The 16165-nt window shown below is 64.8% G+C and carries 16 protein-coding genes; 8 read left to right on the top strand and 8 right to left on the bottom strand.

The window, feature by feature from the left end; translation table 11 throughout:
• Positions 1-17 precede the first annotated feature (17 nt).
• Both DVK00_RS10300 and deoC read right to left on the bottom strand, forming a co-directional pair.
• Complete coding sequence (locus DVK00_RS10300; RefSeq protein ID WP_121536425.1) at positions 18-1301, bottom strand: tRNA (N(6)-L-threonylcarbamoyladenosine(37)-C(2))-methylthiotransferase; 1284 nt, start codon at positions 1299-1301, stop codon at positions 18-20.
• A 50-nt stretch (positions 1302-1351) separates the two neighbouring features.
• Entirely contained in the window at positions 1352-2047 is a 696-nt protein-coding gene (gene deoC / locus DVK00_RS10295) for a deoxyribose-phosphate aldolase (protein WP_101349366.1), read from the bottom strand.
• Positions 2048-2206: 159 nt separating this feature from the next.
• Here deoC and DVK00_RS10290 point away from each other — a divergent pair, with 159 nt between their 5' ends.
• Positions 2207-3043, top strand: coding sequence for a DUF63 family protein (locus DVK00_RS10290; RefSeq protein ID WP_101349367.1), 837 nt, complete (start codon positions 2207-2209; stop codon positions 3041-3043).
• A gap of 6 nt (positions 3044-3049) precedes the next feature.
• Here the strand turns inward: DVK00_RS10290 and DVK00_RS10285 are convergent, their stop codons facing one another.
• A complete protein-coding gene (locus DVK00_RS10285) occupies positions 3050-3463 on the bottom strand; it encodes a hypothetical protein (RefSeq protein ID WP_121536429.1) in 414 nt (137 codons plus the stop codon).
• A 152-nt stretch (positions 3464-3615) separates the two neighbouring features.
• Here DVK00_RS10285 and DVK00_RS10280 point away from each other — a divergent pair, with 152 nt between their 5' ends.
• A complete protein-coding gene (locus DVK00_RS10280; protein ID WP_101349369.1) occupies positions 3616-4092 on the top strand; it encodes a hypothetical protein in 477 nt (158 codons plus the stop codon).
• 1 nt (position 4093) lies between these two features.
• Here DVK00_RS10280 and DVK00_RS10275 read toward each other — a convergent pair whose 3' ends face one another.
• Complete coding sequence (locus DVK00_RS10275) at positions 4094-4315, bottom strand: hypothetical protein (protein ID WP_101349370.1); 222 nt, start codon at positions 4313-4315, stop codon at positions 4094-4096.
• A gap of 86 nt (positions 4316-4401) precedes the next feature.
• Here DVK00_RS10275 and DVK00_RS10270 point away from each other — a divergent pair, with 86 nt between their 5' ends.
• Together DVK00_RS10270 and DVK00_RS10265 are read left to right on the top strand one after the other, a co-directional pair.
• Positions 4402-5127: a nucleoside phosphorylase gene (locus tag DVK00_RS10270; RefSeq protein WP_121511127.1), complete on the top strand. Its 726-nt coding sequence runs from the start codon at positions 4402-4404 to the stop codon at positions 5125-5127.
• A gap of 87 nt (positions 5128-5214) precedes the next feature.
• On the top strand, positions 5215-6729 hold the full coding sequence (locus tag DVK00_RS10265; protein ID WP_101349372.1) for an HPP family protein: 1515 nt from the start codon (positions 5215-5217) through the stop codon (positions 6727-6729).
• Here the strand turns inward: DVK00_RS10265 and DVK00_RS10260 are convergent.
• On the bottom strand, positions 6726-7934 hold the full coding sequence (locus DVK00_RS10260; protein WP_101349373.1) for an NAD-binding protein: 1209 nt from the start codon (positions 7932-7934) through the stop codon (positions 6726-6728). The two genes, DVK00_RS10265 and DVK00_RS10260, sit on opposite strands and share 4 nt — an antisense overlap.
• Positions 7935-7963: 29 nt before the next feature.
• On the opposite strand from DVK00_RS10260, the gene DVK00_RS10255 reads away from it, so the two are divergent.
• The 3 genes from DVK00_RS10255 to DVK00_RS10245 all read left to right on the top strand — a co-directional run bounded on the left by DVK00_RS10255 (position 7964) and on the right by DVK00_RS10245 (position 11392).
• Entirely contained in the window at positions 7964-9244 is a 1281-nt protein-coding gene (locus DVK00_RS10255; protein ID WP_101349374.1) for a potassium channel family protein, read from the top strand.
• Positions 9241-11004, top strand: a complete 1764-nt coding sequence (locus DVK00_RS10250) for a TrkA C-terminal domain-containing protein (protein ID WP_121577677.1) — start codon at positions 9241-9243, stop codon at positions 11002-11004. Before DVK00_RS10255 ends, DVK00_RS10250 begins: the two co-directional genes overlap by 4 nt.
• Positions 11005-11113: 109 nt before the next feature.
• Positions 11114-11392, top strand: a complete 279-nt coding sequence (locus DVK00_RS10245) for a ubiquitin-like small modifier protein 1 (RefSeq protein ID WP_101349376.1) — start codon at positions 11114-11116, stop codon at positions 11390-11392.
• An 18-nt stretch (positions 11393-11410) separates the two neighbouring features.
• Here DVK00_RS10245 and DVK00_RS10240 read toward each other — a convergent pair whose 3' ends face one another.
• The 3 genes from DVK00_RS10240 to gatD form a co-directional block, all read right to left on the bottom strand.
• Positions 11411-13066, bottom strand: a complete 1656-nt coding sequence (locus tag DVK00_RS10240) for a histidine kinase N-terminal 7TM domain-containing protein (RefSeq protein ID WP_121577676.1) — start codon at positions 13064-13066, stop codon at positions 11411-11413.
• A 63-nt stretch (positions 13067-13129) separates the two neighbouring features.
• On the bottom strand, positions 13130-14008 hold the full coding sequence (locus tag DVK00_RS10235; RefSeq protein WP_121577675.1) for a GNAT family N-acetyltransferase: 879 nt from the start codon (positions 14006-14008) through the stop codon (positions 13130-13132).
• 77 nt (positions 14009-14085) lie between these two features.
• Positions 14086-15333 carry a Glu-tRNA(Gln) amidotransferase subunit GatD gene (gatD, locus tag DVK00_RS10230; protein WP_121577674.1) on the bottom strand — a complete coding sequence of 416 codons (1248 nt, stop codon included), beginning with the start codon at positions 15331-15333 and terminating at the stop codon, positions 14086-14088.
• A 177-nt stretch (positions 15334-15510) separates the two neighbouring features.
• Between gatD and DVK00_RS10225 the strand changes: the two genes are divergently transcribed.
• Entirely contained in the window at positions 15511-16110 is a 600-nt protein-coding gene (locus DVK00_RS10225) for a hypothetical protein (protein ID WP_121577673.1), read from the top strand.
• Positions 16111-16165 lie beyond the last annotated feature (55 nt).

Raw genomic sequence — 16165 nt, 5'->3', positions numbered from 1 at the left:
TTGGGCTGCTGACCCGCTCAGTCCGCGACCTGCGCCCGCTCGATCGGGTCGCCGAAGGCGTACACGGTGTTGTGGCTCGTGACCTCTACCTCGACCATGTCGCCGATTTCGAGGCCGCGCTCCTGTGCGTCGGCGATGACGACCTGCCGGTAGGCCTCGTCGTAGCCCACCAGCGACTCGTCGGTGCCGTCCTCGACGAGCAGGACTGAGACCGTGCGCCCGACCATCTCCTCGTAGGCCTCGGCCATCAGTTCCATCTTCGCCTCGCTCATCTCCTTCGAGCGGTCCTTCTTGACCTGGCCGCCCAGACCCTTCATGTCGGCGGCGTCGGTGCCGGGCCGCTTGGAGAAGCGCGTGACGTTGATTTTCTCGGGACGGGTCTCACGAAGCAGCGCCATCGACTGCTCGTGGTCGGCCGGTTCCTCGGTCGGGAAGCCGACGATGAAGTCCGTCGATAGCGTCCAGTAGTCCAGCTTGTCGTCCAGCGTCTCGACGACCTCCAGATACTCCGAAACGGCGTGCTGGCGGCGCATATCTGCCAGCACGTCGTCACTGCCGGACTGGACCGGTGCGTGGATGAAGTTGTACAGTTCCTCGTGTTCGGCAAACACCGCCGCGAGTTCCTCGCGGACGCCGTGCAGGCCCTTCGGGTTCGCCATCCCGACGCGAACGCGGAAGTCGCCGTCGATGTCGGTGCAGATGCGGTCGAGTAGCTCCGGCAGCAGGCTCGTCCCCTGGTTCGTGTCCCAGCCGTAGACGCCGGTGTCTTGGCCCGTGATACGGATTTCCTTCGCGCCCGCGTGGACCAGCGCACGGGCCTTCTCGACGTTCTCCTCGACCGAGGGGGACTCGATCCGCCCGGTCGCTTGCTTTGTGATGCAGTACGAGCAGTCCGACATACACCCCCGGGCGATGGGAAGGATACCGACGACGCCGTTGAGGACCGTTTCGGTGTCCGGCGTAATCGTCGGGCACTCGCCGTTGAGGACGTACTGGGGCACGTCGTCCCAGTGAAGCACCTCGGCGTCGATGTCGGCGTTCTGGAACTCCTCGCCCTGTGCGAGCGCCATACAGCCCGTGATGACGAGGTCCGCCGGGGTTTCGTTATCGAGTTCTCTGGCCCGTGCGAGCATGTTGCGTTCGGTCTTCTCAAGCACCGTGCAGGTGTTGAGGATCGCCACGTCGGCGGACTCCGGCCCGTCAGCGGGGTGGTGCCCGCCCTCCCGGAGCGCCTGCTCGATTTGCTGGGTCTCACCTCTGTTCGAGGTGCACCCGTACGTCTCGATGTGATACCGGGCCATTCATCCAGATACTATCGCCAGGACGGCAAAAGGGCGACGGATTGGACCGGTCAGTAGCCGTCGGTTGCGTCTGTGTCGTCCGGGTCTGCCTCTGGTTCGGTCACGGTTTCACCCGCCGTTTCGGCCTGCCACTCCCGAACAATGGTATCACCGCTGGAGGCCCCGATTCGCTCGGCTCCGGCCTCGAACATCGCCCTGGCGTCGGCCCACGACCCGACGCCGCCGCTGGCTTTCACCGGGAGGTACTTGCTGAGAATCTCCACGTCGTGGACCGTCGCGCCGCCCTCGCTGAACCCCGTTGCGGTCTTGAGGTAGGCAGCGTCGGCGTCTGCAACGAGTTGCCCGACCCGCTCGAGTTCCTCGTCGGAGAGCAGCGGCGCTTCGACGATGACCTTCACCGGAACTGGGACGCTGGCGACGACCTCAGTGATGTGGTCCCGGACGGCGTCGTCCTCGCCGGCCTTGAGCAAGCCCACGTTGCACACCATATCCAGTTCGTCGGCTCCGGCGTCCCAGGCCAGTTTGGCCGCCTGACAGACGCTGTCGGTCTGACCCTGGCCGTGCGGGAAGTCGATGACGGCCGTAAGCGGGACGTTCGCGTACTCGGTCGCAAGCGGGAGCGCCCACGGCGGGATGCACGCCCGCATTCCGTACTGGAGCGCCTCGTCGAGGCAGGTTCGTACGTCGTTCGGTGTCGTCGTCGGACCGAGAACTGTATGCTCGATGCGGTCTGGTATCTCGTCCATACCGCGGGGTGACACGTGGTGCCCACGTAAAGACGGCGGGCGGCGGACGGTGGAGCTACTGTCGTGCCGTACTCGTGTTCGATGATTGCCGCTCAGGCTGCGACGGTATCGTCGGCCTCGTTCGGAAGGTTTTCCCTCATCGGAGTCGGCGTGGGGGACATGGTACTGCCCTCGGGGTTAGCGCTCCCGCCGCTTGAGTACACTGTGGCGCTGCTTGCGGGCACGCTCGTGGTGACAGCGCTGTTGTACGCCCTCGAACCACCGATCGACCAACGAACCGTAGTCGCCTTGACGCCGTGGATGGCCCTCGGCGGCGCGCTCCACGCGTTCCATCAGCCACCGATTGACGCCTACAGGCCCGTGGTCGCACCGCTGTTCGGCGCGCCGGCGGTGTATCTCACGACGTTCGTCACGCTGGCTCTCGTCTGGATCACGCTGACGCTGTTCAGCGTCCGACGCGGCCACAGCGAGACGATATCACGGAATCTGGGGTACATCGGTGTCGGATTTCTGACGGTATTGCTTGTCATCGCTGTCGTGATGGCACTGGAGTCCGGCCTGCTTGGACTCATCTGGCCAACTGTTGCTGTCGTCGTCGCAACCGTCGTTACTGCCGTGACGGTGCTTGCGGTCGCGCTGTGGCGGACACCGGTGGTCGTTCGGATGCGGTATGCGGCCCCGACGGTCGTGTTCGCGCATATGCTCGACGGCGTCTCGACGGCGGTCGGCGCTGATGTTATCGGCATCACGGAACGAACGCCGATCCCGGCCCGCATCATGGAGTTCGCTGGCACGCTCCCAACAGCGCCGTATCTCGGCAAAGGCTGGCTGTTCGTGTTCGTCAAACTGCTCGTGGCGGTTGCGGTCGTCTTTCTGCTGGACGACTATCTCGAAGAGGAACCCATCGAAGCGAGTCTCCTGCTCGCGCTCGTAACCGCCGTTGGCATCGGCCCGGCCACGAACAACATTGTCCTGTTCCTGTTCAGCCCGGTCTGAGTGGGGCTACTCCGGCACCGAATCGCCGAATCCTTCCTGCCGTTCCCGTTCGAGCCGCTGACACCCAAACACGAGTGCGTCCGGCAGGTCCGTCGCATTCGATTGCAGCGATTCGAACACGGTGGCCACCTCACTGAACCGCGGTCCACGACCGGCAACCAGTGGCTCCTTTTGCCACGTTATGAACTCATAGTCGGACAGCAGCGGCAGGTGGCAGTGGTGCAGCTCCTGCCGAAGGATTTCCGCATCCTGCGGGACATTAGGGTTTACCGCACTCTCGGGGAGGGGGACTGTCGCGTCAGGGGGGGCATCTAACAATGCGACGATTAGCTGCCGGCGCGGCTCAGCGCTAACGGATTTGAAAACTTCGTTCCAGCGTCTTATCACCCGCTTTCCGTTCTGGTACCGTTGCTGTGTCATGGTGTAACTTATACTATTTTTTCATACGACGACATATATATTGTCGTGGTGTACTATATTAGGTGAACTAAACCCAGAGGGTGCCTCTCTCCGGTCGAGTCGCCATGACCGGATGACACAATCCTCATGAGCATCGCGAGCAAGAGAGACATGTGCTTGATTACCCCATCACGCAGTGGGCGTCTGTCTGTGTCGTCGCCGGCGCGGTCGTCGGCCTGCTGTTGAACATCCCGATGGTGACACAGGACGAGGGGTATCTGCCGGCGTACGTCGCTGGGGCTGGACTTACTCGCGCCGACCCAGCCGCGGTGAGCCGGCCCCTCGCTGTTGCTGTGCATCACGGTACTGCCTTCGCTGCGGCGCTGTTGTACGGCGCGGTCGTCGCGGGCCTCTCGTCCGTGCTTCCGATGGCAGTCTCGCTCAACGGCGTCCCGCTGCTACCGCACATCGCTGGCGTTGCGGGCGTTTCCGCGTTCATCTACTACTTTTTCGCTCGCATCGCCATGCCTCGCTTCGGCGGCAGCGTTCGAGACACCGCTGACGAGATTATCCGACAGTGGGCACTCACGGCGTTCATCTTTGGGACAGCGCTTGCGCTGTTCGTCCCGGTGCTCGTCACCTGGCTGTAAGCTACGTGTCCCCGGCCCGCTTCGAGAGGTTTCTGTAGGCCCCGAGATACAGGAAGACGGTGGCAAGCAGCGCGAACGGAACGACGAGGGTCCACGAGGGGCCGTCCGGCGTTCCCGCGCCGACGGTGTAGCCAGTCAGCAGCCCGAGGACGACTCCGGCGACAATAGCGATACCCGCCGGTCCTCGCATCCGTCTGTCGAACAGCGAGATATCGTCTGCCATACGTCCCCTCTATCGGGCGTCCTACCTCACTGTTGCGACCGACGTGAATTCACTGACTACTAAATAGTTCCGTGCGACTGGCCTGTATGGCGAAACAGCCGCATCTACTCGTCGAACCGGGTGACCTGACAGACATCGCGCTCGTGCCGGGTGACCCCGGGCGTGTCGACCGCATTGCGGGCCTCTGTGACGACCACGAAGTCGTCGCACAGAACCGCGAGTACAAACTCGTCAATGCGACCTACGACGGCCGCGAACTGACGATCTGTTCGACCGGCATCGGGTCGCCGTCGACGGCCATTGCCGTCGAGGAACTGGAAGCGGTCGGCGTCGAGACGCTCATCCGCGTCGGAACGACCGGCGCGCTGCAGGAAGGCATCGAAATCGGCGATATGGTCGTCGCCAACGGCGCTGCCAAGGACGAGGGCACGTCCCAGCGCTACGAATCCAAGTCCGTCCCGGCCGTCCCCGACTACGAGGTGCTCTCGTCGCTGGTCGACGCCGCCGAGGCGAACGACGAGGACGTTCACGTCGGTCCAATTGCGACGGACGACGCCTTCTACGCCGAGACGGACGAGTATATCAACGACTGGGAGGACGCCGGTCTGCTGGCCGTCGAGATGGAGGCCGCCGCGCTGTTCTCGCTGTGTCGTCGCAAGGGCCTGCGCTCGGGCGCTATCTGTACCGTCGACGGCAACCTCGTCGAGGGGACACAGAAGGGCGAAACCGAGGACGAGGAACTCCCCGAGAAAGCCAAGAACAACGTCGAGCGCGCTATCGAAATTAGTCTGACGGCGGCCGCGTCGCTGTAGGCACCGCCGCTGTTGACTCCGCACGAGCAGCTAACCCCGCAACTTCCCGGCGGAGGGCTTAACAGATGTTCTCCCGTGGGAACCTGTATGCTCGACCAGTTCCGGAAGTGGTTCCACGCGGCGGTCAGGCGACTCCGGCGGGTCGAGCGCCGCGAACTGCAGGACTTCAGGCGGTGGGCCGAGGTGACGGAAAACCTCGTTCACCTCTCTATGCTGGTGTTCGTCCCGCTCGCTATCGTGCTGGTGACGACGCTGGCAAACGCCGTTCCACGACTGAGTTTCCTGCTGTTCCCGCCGCTCGCGGCGGGGTCGTACACGCTCTTTGTTGACCCGACGAGCAAGTACTCCGACCCGAAGCGGTTCGTCGCGGGCCTCACCATCGGCGCGGTCTGTGGGCTGGGTGCACTCGCAGTCTCGAACAGCTATCTCACAGCGCCGGGCGGCCAGTTCGGCGTCAACGCGCTCGGTGCCGGCCTCGCCGTCTTCGCCACTGGCGTAGTCACCTGGCCGCTGGACATCGAGGAGCCGTCGTCGTACTCGACCGCGCTGCTGGCACTGCTGGTCGAACCGAGCCAGCAGGCGACGTTCGTCGCCAGTGTCTTCCTCGCCAGTTCGCTCGTGGCAGTCCTCTTTGTCATCTGGCGCGAGCAGTTCTACGAACAGCGAGCAACGTACCTGTACGAGTCGATGTCCGGTGACGACCACGTTCTGGTCCCGATGCGCGGCGACGCAGCGGGACAGACAGCGATGCTGGGCGCACGACTCGCGGCTGCTCACGAGGCCGGCAAAGTCGTCCTGCTGGACGTGGTTTCGGACAGCGACGCCGCCACGGCCCAGCAAACCCTCACACGGGACACGATACAGCTTGACATCCGGTCCGAGAACGGGGGCGAGCCGGCGTCGGCAGAAACCCGCCCGGTTGGCGACGGCGGTGACCCGGCAACCGCCCCGGCGTCGCCCGAGCAGACGGACCTCGAAGCGGAGATCGATTGGCTGGAGACCCACGCCGACCGGATCGAGACGCGGACGGGCGTCTCCTGTCAGGTCGTCGTCGCGAGCGACCACGGGTCGCCGGCGAAGACAACGCTGCAGACTGCGGCCGAAACCAACTGCGATCTCATTGTCGCACCCTACGAAAGCCAACACGGGGCGCTGACGCCGTATTTACAGCGGCTCTTCCGCAGTGAAAGCGATGTCGTCGTCCACCGCTCCCGGAGCGACCGGACCCGCTGGAAACAGGTCATCGTCCCCGTCCGTAGTGTCAGCGATGTGGCTCACAATATGGTCGACTTCGCCACACGACTGGCCGGCCGGAGCGGGCGGGTCGCCGTCGCGACCTGTATCGGCTCCCGTGGAGACCGCCGCCGGGCCGAAGAGATGCTTGCGGACCTCATCGAACCGTACGAGGGCGCGTTCGAGACGCGGGTTCCGCGGACGGATATCCAGACGTTTCTGTCCGATACGGCGTCGCAGTACGACCTCGTCATGATCGGGGCAAGCCGCGACCGGAGCAAGGCGTCGCGGTTCATCTCCCCACCGACGTTCGAACGGCTGGAGGACGTGGAAACGGATGTCGCTATCGTCGACCGCGGTCGAGCCTAAATCTCCGCGTCGTCCTCGTCGTTCACGTCGAGCAGGTGGTCGGCGATGTTCTCCATCCCCTCGCGGCCCAGCGCGGACTGGACGATGAGGTGGCCGCCCAGTACTGCGGGGCTGATGACCGTGTCCGCGCCCGCTCGCCGAAGCTTTTCAATGTTTTCGCGGTCCGTCGCCGCGGCGACGATGTTGACCGTCGGATTGAGCGTCTGGGCCGTCAGTATCGCCAGCGCGTCCTGCGCGTCGTCGTTCGTCGCCGCGACGACCGCTGCGGCGTCCTCGATACCGGCCCGTTGCATGGGTACTTCGTCGCTCGGGTCCGCAGTCAGGACGGCGATGTCCTGTTGCTGGAGCCGGGTGGCCGTCTCCGTGTCCGGCGTGATGACAACGAACTCGATTTCGCCGGTCAGCTCTTCGATAATCGGTTCCGTCAGGTCGCCGTGGCCGAGTACCAGTACGTGGTTCTCAAGCAGGTCCAGTTGTGCGTCAGTCATGTTTCCGAGTGCCTCCGAAAGCCGTTTTTCGATTGCCGGTCCCAGCAGCGACCCCAGCGCGATGGCGAAACTGGCCGTTCCGAGGACGACCACGGACATGCCGAACAGTTTCGCTTGCTGGCTCTGTGGGGTCATATCGCCGTACCCGACAGTGCTGGCCGTGACCAGCGTGTAATAGAACGCATCAGTCGCCGTCGAAAGGTTGGTGAATTCATCGCGGAGCGCGTACGACCCCGCCGTTCCGTACATGAGCGAGCCGAGGAGCGCCGCGCCCGCGGCCAGTTGCGCCGTCGAGAGGTCGATCGGTCGGTCGAACCGCCGTCGATTCAGGAGCATCGTCGGGAGCGAGAGCAGCGAGAGGGCGACAAGCGGAATCGAAACCGCCGAACTCGGCACGGACCCGACGAACGGAATCGACACCGCGGAGTTCTGTACCAGCCCCTGAACCGCTGCCACGGGGAGCAAGACGACGGTCGCGTACCACGCGATTCGCAGGCGACGGCGGAGTCCAACGACGCTGACGAGGAGCGTGAACCCCGTGAGTGCGCCGGTGAACCCGGCGGTGCGCTGGATGCTGCGCGGAATGAGGTCCCCGAGCGGCCCGCTGATCGACACGGCACTGATATTGACCACACCAGTGACGAACGACAGCACCGCTACCAACACCGGCAAGAGGATTGTCGCGCGCGCTCCCAGCCAGTCCCGCGGTCTGTCCATACCCATCCAGATTACATCGGTCGGTGTAAATGTACTGTCCGCGGGCCGGAAGCGATTTACTACCGGCCACGCAGGGTGTGGACATGGCTTCGCTCCCGGTCGAGGTGTTGATGGGGATCTATCTGGGGCTGTTGGTGGGAGTGATACCGGCGCTCGTCTCGTGGGCGCTGGGGTTCAGTTTCAAGTATTTCACCGGTATTACCGTGCCAGGGTTCGGTGTCGTCGTGCTCGCAATCGCACTTGCCGGCGTCAGCGGCGGCCTCATGGCACTGGCTGATAAGTCGATTACGCAGGCCCCCAACGCCGAACGAGTGATCACTGCAATCATCCTCGTCGGGATGGTGTCGCTGTACGCACACAGCAAGGGCGACCAGCTCGGGGCGACGTTCCCGAAGCGACTCTCTTTACAGGGGCTACGCGAAAAGAAACTCTCCGCGGACGTAGTTGAATTCGTCGGTGGCCGTGACGAGGTCCGTATTCGTATTGTCGGCGACGTGGCCGACATGGAGGGGTATCCGCCGCTTTCGGAGCCGCTTCGTGCCGACATCCGAAACGAGGAGTGGCGGTTTCCGGCCGACCTCCGCATCGGCGAACTCGAACGCCGGATGGAAGAGCGACTGAAATCCGAGTTCGACCTCGGTGATGCCGCCGTCTCAATCGACGAGCAGGGGCGGGCGACGGTCGTCGCCGCGCCGCCGTTTTCGGGGCTGTCGAAGCGCGTGGGCGATAATCGCCACGCCGTTTCGGTTGAGGCGCTGTTGCCGACCGGTCTGGCCCGCAACGACGAGGTGACAGTGCTGACTGAGGACGCGCAGGTACGGGGGACTGTCGTCAGTGCCCGGTCGGACCCGGTGGCCGACGAGACGCCCGCCGAGACGCCAACGGAACCGGAAATCGCCGACACCGAGCCACCTCCGACGCCGGTCCGGGCCCCGACGACCGACGGTGGCGAGGGGCGGCTCACCGTCGCCGTGACCCGGACGGATGTCCAACCGCTCCTGCGCTCAGCCCGGCCAAAGGTCGTGGTCGAACCCCGTGGCACACATCGGGAGTACGAACTCGTTTCCCTTCTCCGGCGAGCCGGCAACCGCTTTCGCCGACTCACGGTTCGCACCGACGGCCCGCTTGACGGGACGACGCTCCGGGACGCCCGTGTTCGGGAGGCCTACGACGTTGCTGTCGTCGCCATCCGGACGCCGGACGGCTGGCAAGTCGCACCGCGCGGCGAGGCAGCCGTTGAGGCGGGCGACGAACTGTACGCGATTGGTCGCCGAACCGACCTCGATGCCTTCGCGGAGGCGGTCGCATGATGCTGGTCGGCCCGACACTGCTCGCACAGGTCGGTGCGAACCTGCAACTGGGGACGGTGTCACGGGCGCTGGTCGAGGGTGTCGTCTGGCTCCTCGCTATTACGATTCTCGCCGCGACGCCAGCTGGTGCTATCGCCGTCTTCTACCGCTGGTACGTCCGTGAGCGCATTCAGACCGGGCTAGCGGTCCTGTTCGGACTGACTGCGGTCGTCCTCGTCATCGGCGCAACGACCGCGCTCAGTGAGGTCATCGCCCAGCGTGAGGACGTGCTGGCGGCCGGGGCGGTCCTGTTGAACCTCGCCGCGTTCCTCGCCGGCGGCGTCGGGGCCTACGGCGGGATGCGCATCGGGGACCGGCTGGGTGTCGACCTCTTTGCCGCGACCGGCGGCCGAAACATCGACGCCGACGTGAGCGAAATCGTCCAGACCGTCGGCCGCGTCACGTCGGTTCGTCTCCCCGAGGATATCGACGATATCATCGGTTACGACCCGATGCCCGACGAGACAAAAGAGACGCTCGCTGACCGCCGCTTTCTCTTCCCGCGGCGGCTGACGAAAGACGAACTCCGGGAGCGGCTGGTTGGCCGGCTCAAAACCGACTACGGCGTTGGCCACGTGGACGTCGAACTGGCCGACGACGGGAACGTCGACTACCTCGCCGTCGGCTCGCGGGCGGCCGGTATCGGGCCGACGTTGCCACCATCGACGAACGCCGTCGCACTCCGGGCTGACCCGGCCCACGCTGCGAGCGCCGGCGACCTCGTTCAGGTCTGGGAGCAAGCGCCATCGAAACGCGTACTCACCGGGGAACTCCGTGGCGTCGCAGACGACGTGGTGACGGTCGCTATCGACGCCGCCGACACGCCGAAACTCGACCCCCAGACCGAGTACAAACTGGTCACGCTCCCGGTGCAGGACCGCTCTGACCGTGAGTTCGCCTCGCTGCTCCGTGCGGCCGACGAGACAATGGGCACCACCGCCGTCGAACCGGGGAGCATGCTCGACGGCGCGCCGGTCGGCAGTCTAGCAGTGTCAGTGGTCGCGATCACCCGCGACGACACAGCGCCGGAGACAATCCCGTCCCGCGAACGCGTCCTCGCGGCCGGTGACACAATCTACGCAATCGCTACCCCGGACGCGTTGCGGCGGCTGGAACAGGCCACGACAGCGGCGGTGGCGGACGAGCCGGACGACGGCGCGGCTGACGGGGACGGACAGTCAAGCGCGTCTGACTCTGCCCCCCGGAACGAGCGAGCGGACCGACCGGAAACAACGGCGGACGACGCGACTGCTGTCTCGGCTGCCGACAGCGCGCAGAATGTCGACGCGGTCGAGACTGCTGCCGATGCCGCGACCGACGCCGGCACGGACACGACTACGGTCGACACTGCCGACGAGTCAGCAGACTCCGCTGTTGAAGATGCGGCGGCTGAGTCTGCGCTGGCTGATGCCGGCGCTGGCGAGAGGACAACCGAGACTGGCGACGAGGCTCCCGACGACCCGCTGGAGGCACTCCGGAACATCGACACGGAGGAGCCAGGCGACGACCTGACGGCCGAGGAAGCGTTCGACGACGTGCCGGCAGACGACGCCGACGACACCGTCGAGGTGTGGGACCCGGAAGAGCGGATCGGCGAGGCTGACGACGAGTCCGCCGAGGCCGGCGACAGCGACTCGACGGACTCTGAAGCGCTAACCGGGGACGGAGACGGCGCAGACGACGAACCGACCGCTGGTGACGGTTCGGAGGACCGAGACTGAATTTCGAGTGTCGGTACCGCCGGATGCACGCTGTCTGTCTCCTGCCTCCGAACCGACCGGACACACCTCAGTCCGGAACCCTCTTTTGCCAGACGCCCGGAGTACGGCTATGGAGTGGAAACTGTTCGCACACCTCCGGGACGCAGCCGACGGCCAGTCGGTCAGCGTCGATATCGAGGCGGACGCCACGGTCGGCACAGCGCTCGATGCGCTGCTCGCGGCCCGACCGGCGCTCGCCGAGGAGGTGCTCGACGAAAACGAGGAGCTGGCCGACCACATCCGGGTGCTCGTCGACGGCGAAGACCCCTTCGCTACCGGCGATGGGCTGGCGACGGCAGTCGACGAGGAGACGGAACTTGCGTTGTTTCCGCCGGTCAGTGGCGGCTGATACGGATCGGCAGCGGGCTCAGTTTTCCAGCGGCCCCGGCGCCGTCACGTTCGAGATGACGACGCGAACGCCGTCCTGATACTCAGTGTCGAGTGTCACGTCCCACCCGTGGGTCCGGGCAAGCATCCGCAAGTTCGGGAGTGTCATCCCGGCTGCGGCGTCCGGTATCGCGCCGCCGTACTCGAAAAAGGCGTCCGACGCTGTCTCGCCAGCCGGGGTCCCGTCGTCGGTGATGACGATCTCGTCGGCCTCCCGGGAAACGGTGACCGTGGACGCGTCGTTGTGTGCCGCGAACGTGAACCCGCTCTCGAAGAGGTCTCGCAGGCGTGTCGGGTCGGCGATGACCTGTCCCTCTACGTCGGCCGCCATCGTGAGGCCGTTGGTGTCAGCACGTTCCCAAGCCCCGTCGACGATTGGCCTGAGGTCGACAGCCGTCGTCTCGTCGATTGTCTGTCCATGTCGAGCCAGCGTCGCGAGTCCGTTGACGATTTCGGACATCCGTTCGGCCGTCTCGGATGTCGACCGGAGGGAGTCTCTTGCCAGGTCCACCTCGCCGCGGTCCAGAGCGTTGCCGGCGACGGAGACACGACCGGTGATTATCTGGAGCGTGTTCAGAAGCTCGTGTCTGATTGCAGTGGCGAACCCCTCCAGTTGTTCGTTCTGTCTGTCAAGCTCGCGGCGACGCCGTTCGCTTTCGGTCACGTCGGTGAACACGAGCATCCGACCGATATTGACCTGTCCCAGCGAAAACGAGGTGTCGCTGACGAGGTAGTACTCTGCTCCGCCACCACGGTTTCGTTCGAGAATCTGCTCGTCCGTTTGCAGTATTTCGGTGACGGCCGGCAGCACCGTCTCAAGGTTCTGTCCGCGGCTCCCGGACAGGGCCGGAAAAAGCCGCTGTGCCTTGCCGTTTGCTTCCTTGATATAGCCGTCATCATCAAGATACACGACCGCTTCGTCGACGCCATCGGTCAACTGGACGGCGAGAAACGCCTCGTCGTACACGTAGAGGACACCGAGCGCGAACAGTGCCACACCGAGCGGTTCGTGGTTGATATCGAGGAGGAGGTCGCTGACGTACCCGACGATATCGAGGATGACCGGCAGCGCTGTAATCCCGACAAGAACCCCGAGCGGACGGGTGTCGTAGTCCGCTTCGAGGAACAGTTCGAACAGCATGAAGAAGCCGACAGTGACGAGCGCGTAGGAGAGCCCTGTCACCACCCAGTGAAACACGCCGTGTGTAATTGCCAGGTGCGGGAACGGGTCGGAAGCGAACTGCGTGGCGAAATAGAGCCCGTGAAACGGATTGGTTAGCTTTACCGCAACGACAGCGAGATACACGCTGACAGCGACCGCACGGTACAGTCGATTCCGGTGGAATGCCCGCCCGGTGTACGCCGAGCAAAAGTATAGCCACGCGCCGACCGTCGCGAGCCCGACGACGAGGCTGCCGAGGTAGAACGCGTATCCGAGCGTCCCGGGCGTGATCAGGAAGCCGAGTTGCAGCGCCGCCCAGCCGCCGCTACAGAGGAGGAGTCCGACCATCCCGCGGCGAGTATCCGGGTCTTCCATGCGAGCTGCTCTGTAGAGCCCGACACCGCATCCGGCTGCCGCGAGGGCGTATGCCGCGACGTACGCGAGAAATGCCGGAGAGCTCCCGATCAGATTCATCTACCTATGGTATGGAGAGTCTTTCAATGAGTGTTGTGTCCGCGTTATCGCCTATGATAACTCTCAGAGGTCGCGGATTTCGAACACGTAGTCCGGACACTCGCTGATGTCTCCGCCGGCGTACGCAGCCTGGGCCACGTGTCGCGGTGTCTCGGGGATGAGGACTCGTGTCCCGTCGACGCCGAGCCTCGCTGCATCGGCAGCGATCGCATCGAATAGGGCCCGTGCAGCGTCGACGTTGCTCCATACCCCGACTGCGTACTCTGCGAGCCGTTCGCCGTCAGCGTCGGTCGTCCGGGCGCGACACGCCATCCCCTGTGGCTTCTCGCCGACGGTCAGGACCGCCCGTTCAGTCGCTAGCCGGTCGAGCGTCTCCCGCGTCAGCGTCGAGAGCGCCCAGCTCTCTCCACTGTCGAGCGCGAGCCCTGACAGGATATCCCGACCGTCGCTCCCCTGCCAGTAGCGCCACGCTGTCGTGGGGTCGTTCCCGACAGACATCTCGGGCGTCACGTCGGCCGGCTCGGGGTGTGCCCAGCGGAACGACGTGACCGCTTCGAAGCCAGCAGCCAGCGATTGGCCGAGTCCAGCCTCGTTCCAAGAAAACACCATGCTTCGACCGACTGACGCGCCGGCAGCGGCCGCCCATTCGAGGAGGTGGTCGGTCAGCAGCGACCCGAACCCCTTCCCCCGGTGATCCGAGTCGATGCGCATGCCCTGAAACCACGCCTCAGTCTCGGTGAGTCTGACGGCCTGCGCGATGCCAACGGCGTGGCCGTCAACGTCGACGACGAGGGTTTTCCGGTCCGGGCCGTCGTCGTCGACCCAGTCGTGGAACACGTCCGGGATGTAATCAGCCATCGCGCGGTCGGCCCAGACATCGCTGGTCAGGTCGACAATAGCCTCGTAGTCGTCGTGACAAGCCGTCCGAACAGTCGGCGACATACCGTTGGACTCGCCCGCGACGATAAAAAAGAGACGCTCCGCGGAGCCACACCGTGACTACTGCGCCGGTCCCAGCGCTACAACCAGGGTGTCGAGCGCTGCTGAATCTCGCCGGCAAGGGGCTCTTGCATCGTATCGGCCACGTCGTCGCTGTTGGCCAGCGCCCACATGAGCTTGACCTTCGCTGTACCGGGGAGCATATCTTCGCCCTCAGTGACGCCGGCGTCAAGCAGGTCCCGTCCGGTATCGTAGACGCGGTCACAGACCCGGCCTTCGAGGCACTGGCTGGTCATGACGACCGGGATGTCCAGTTCCTCGATGGTCCCGATCCAGTCGGTGTTGACGTGGCCAAGCCCCGTGCCCTCGATGACAACACCCTCACTGTCCTCTGCGGCGGCTTCGAGCAGCGACGGGTCCATCCCCGGCGAGAACTTCAGGAGTTCCACGTCGGTCTCGATGTCGTCGTGCAGCGCCAGGTCGGCGGCGTCCCGTTCGGTGTACTCACGGTGGAACGTAACCGTGCTCTCGCCGTCGATGTCGTAGTCGACCTCGCCAAGCGGCTTCGCGCCGACTGTCTCGAAGGCGTCCCGGCGCGAGGTGTGGTTCTTCCGGACGCGGGTGCCGCGGTGGAGCGCACAGCGGTCGTCGGACTCGTCTGCGTGCATACAGACCAGCACCTCCGCACAGTCGCTCGTCGCAGCCTCGACCGCCGAAACAGCGTTCATCACGTTGTCCGAGGACGGGCGGTCCGCCGACCGCTGGCTGCCAGTAAACACGATTGGAACCGACGTGTCGAGCATGAACGACAGCGCCGACGCGGAGTACTGCATCGTGTCGGTGCCGTGCATGACGACGATGCCGTCTGCGCCGGCCTCGATTTCCTCGTGGACCGCCTGCGCGAGGTCCTGCCAGACGGCCGGGGTCATGTTCTCCGAGAGAATATTCGCGACGACGCGGCCGCGGTAGTTCGCCATCCCGGCGAGGTCCGGGACCGCTCGCAGTACGTCCTCTGCGTCGAACTGGGCCGTCACTGCACCGGTACGGTAGTCGACGGTCGAGGCGATGGTCCCGCCGGTGGAGATGAGCGACACCGTCGGGAGGTCGTCGTCGAATTCGATTGCCGACTGACTCTGTTCGTCCTGCGCGCTTTCGACGTCGTACACGTCCGACTCCAGCACGTCGACGGATGCGCCCTCGCGGTCGATACCGACGTTGTACCCGCCGTCGAGTTTGACGACGAGGTGCTCGGGCGTACTCGATGGAAGCAACACGCCCTCGTATGTCTGGGCCGCGCGCTCGACGCGGACCCGGTCGCCTGCGTTCATGCGCGGCACTTTCCGCCGGTGGGACTTGAACCCACTCGTTTCGCCGAGCCTTTTCAGCTATACGCCGGACCTGACGACGACCCGCGGCTCCGGTGTGTGGGGCAGTTCGCAGTCGGACTCTCAACACACACGATACCAAACCACAATGTTATCTCACTCGACATGCTCCTAACACGTATGGCAGACAACAAGAACGGGCGCGAAGCGCAGGCTCGAAACGAGGAGCGCCGCCAGCGCGAGCGCGCTATCGCCGAGGAGCTCGAGCGCGCGGACGAGCCCGAGCCGCCAGTCGACTCGACGGAACTCGCGTCCTTCGAGACTGAACTCGACACGCTCGAATTCCCGGCATCAGCGGCTACGGTGGTCGATGCGGTTGGCGATTACGAGATCAAGTCGGCCGAGGGAACGCACACCGTTGCGGATCTCTTGCCCGATGCAGCGGTCGAGTCGTTCGACTCGCCGGCCGAGGTCCGGACCCGAGTCCAGCGGCCGACCGTAGCGGGGGCGATGAAACGGATTGTAAAGGCTGCCGACAGGTATCAAAGCGCGTCGTTCGGTGCCTCACAGCGCGACGGGTACGAGCGGACGTTCCGGGCGCTGCAAGCTATCGATGCGGATGACGACGACGAAGGCATTCGCGCTATCGCCGACTGGATTATTGAGCACATTCACGAGAACGAGACGCTACCGGGGTCCCGCGACGTGCGCCGACGGGCGTCGGAGTTCTGCCGGTCGAACGGTTACTCGGTTCGCAACGACGACTGGCTCGGTATCTGAGCGACACACCGCCGTCTCCCTGACTGCCGACAGGCCCCAAAAGGACCATACTACT

Source organism: Haloarcula sp. Atlit-47R (assembly GCF_003665985.1).
Taxonomy (GTDB): domain Archaea; phylum Halobacteriota; class Halobacteria; order Halobacteriales; family Haloarculaceae; genus Haloarcula; species Haloarcula taiwanensis.
Note: the sequence above shows the minus strand (reverse complement) of the source record. Positions and strands in the feature narration are given on the sequence as shown.

What these genes read in the sequence shown, in the direction of transcription:
- DVK00_RS10275 (WP_101349370.1), bottom strand. Translation starts at nt 4,315, where the DNA reads ATGGCAGACGATATCTCGCTGTTCGACAGACGGATGCGAGGACCGGCG.
- gatD (WP_121577674.1), bottom strand. Translation starts at nt 15,333, where the DNA reads ATGAACGCAGGCGACCGGGTCCGCGTCGAGCGCGCGGCCCAGACATAC.
- DVK00_RS10300 (WP_121536425.1), bottom strand. Translation starts at nt 1,301, where the DNA reads ATGGCCCGGTATCACATCGAGACGTACGGGTGCACCTCGAACAGAGGT.
- DVK00_RS10270 (WP_121511127.1), top strand. Translation starts at nt 4,402, where the DNA reads ATGGCGAAACAGCCGCATCTACTCGTCGAACCGGGTGACCTGACAGAC.
- DVK00_RS10235 (WP_121577675.1), bottom strand. Translation starts at nt 14,008, where the DNA reads ATGTCGCCGACTGTTCGGACGGCTTGTCACGACGACTACGAGGCTATT.
- DVK00_RS10225 (WP_121577673.1), top strand. Translation starts at nt 15,511, where the DNA reads ATGGCAGACAACAAGAACGGGCGCGAAGCGCAGGCTCGAAACGAGGAG.
- deoC (WP_101349366.1), bottom strand. Translation starts at nt 2,047, where the DNA reads ATGGACGAGATACCAGACCGCATCGAGCATACAGTTCTCGGTCCGACG.
- DVK00_RS10250 (WP_121577677.1), top strand. Translation starts at nt 9,241, where the DNA reads ATGATGCTGGTCGGCCCGACACTGCTCGCACAGGTCGGTGCGAACCTG.
- DVK00_RS10285 (WP_121536429.1), bottom strand. Translation starts at nt 3,463, where the DNA reads ATGACACAGCAACGGTACCAGAACGGAAAGCGGGTGATAAGACGCTGG.
- DVK00_RS10260 (WP_101349373.1), bottom strand. Translation starts at nt 7,934, where the DNA reads ATGGACAGACCGCGGGACTGGCTGGGAGCGCGCGCGACAATCCTCTTG.
- DVK00_RS10255 (WP_101349374.1), top strand. Translation starts at nt 7,964, where the DNA reads ATGTACTGTCCGCGGGCCGGAAGCGATTTACTACCGGCCACGCAGGGT.
- DVK00_RS10245 (WP_101349376.1), top strand. Translation starts at nt 11,114, where the DNA reads ATGGAGTGGAAACTGTTCGCACACCTCCGGGACGCAGCCGACGGCCAG.
- DVK00_RS10290 (WP_101349367.1), top strand. Translation starts at nt 2,207, where the DNA reads ATGGTACTGCCCTCGGGGTTAGCGCTCCCGCCGCTTGAGTACACTGTG.
- DVK00_RS10240 (WP_121577676.1), bottom strand. Translation starts at nt 13,066, where the DNA reads ATGAATCTGATCGGGAGCTCTCCGGCATTTCTCGCGTACGTCGCGGCA.
- DVK00_RS10265 (WP_101349372.1), top strand. Translation starts at nt 5,215, where the DNA reads ATGCTCGACCAGTTCCGGAAGTGGTTCCACGCGGCGGTCAGGCGACTC.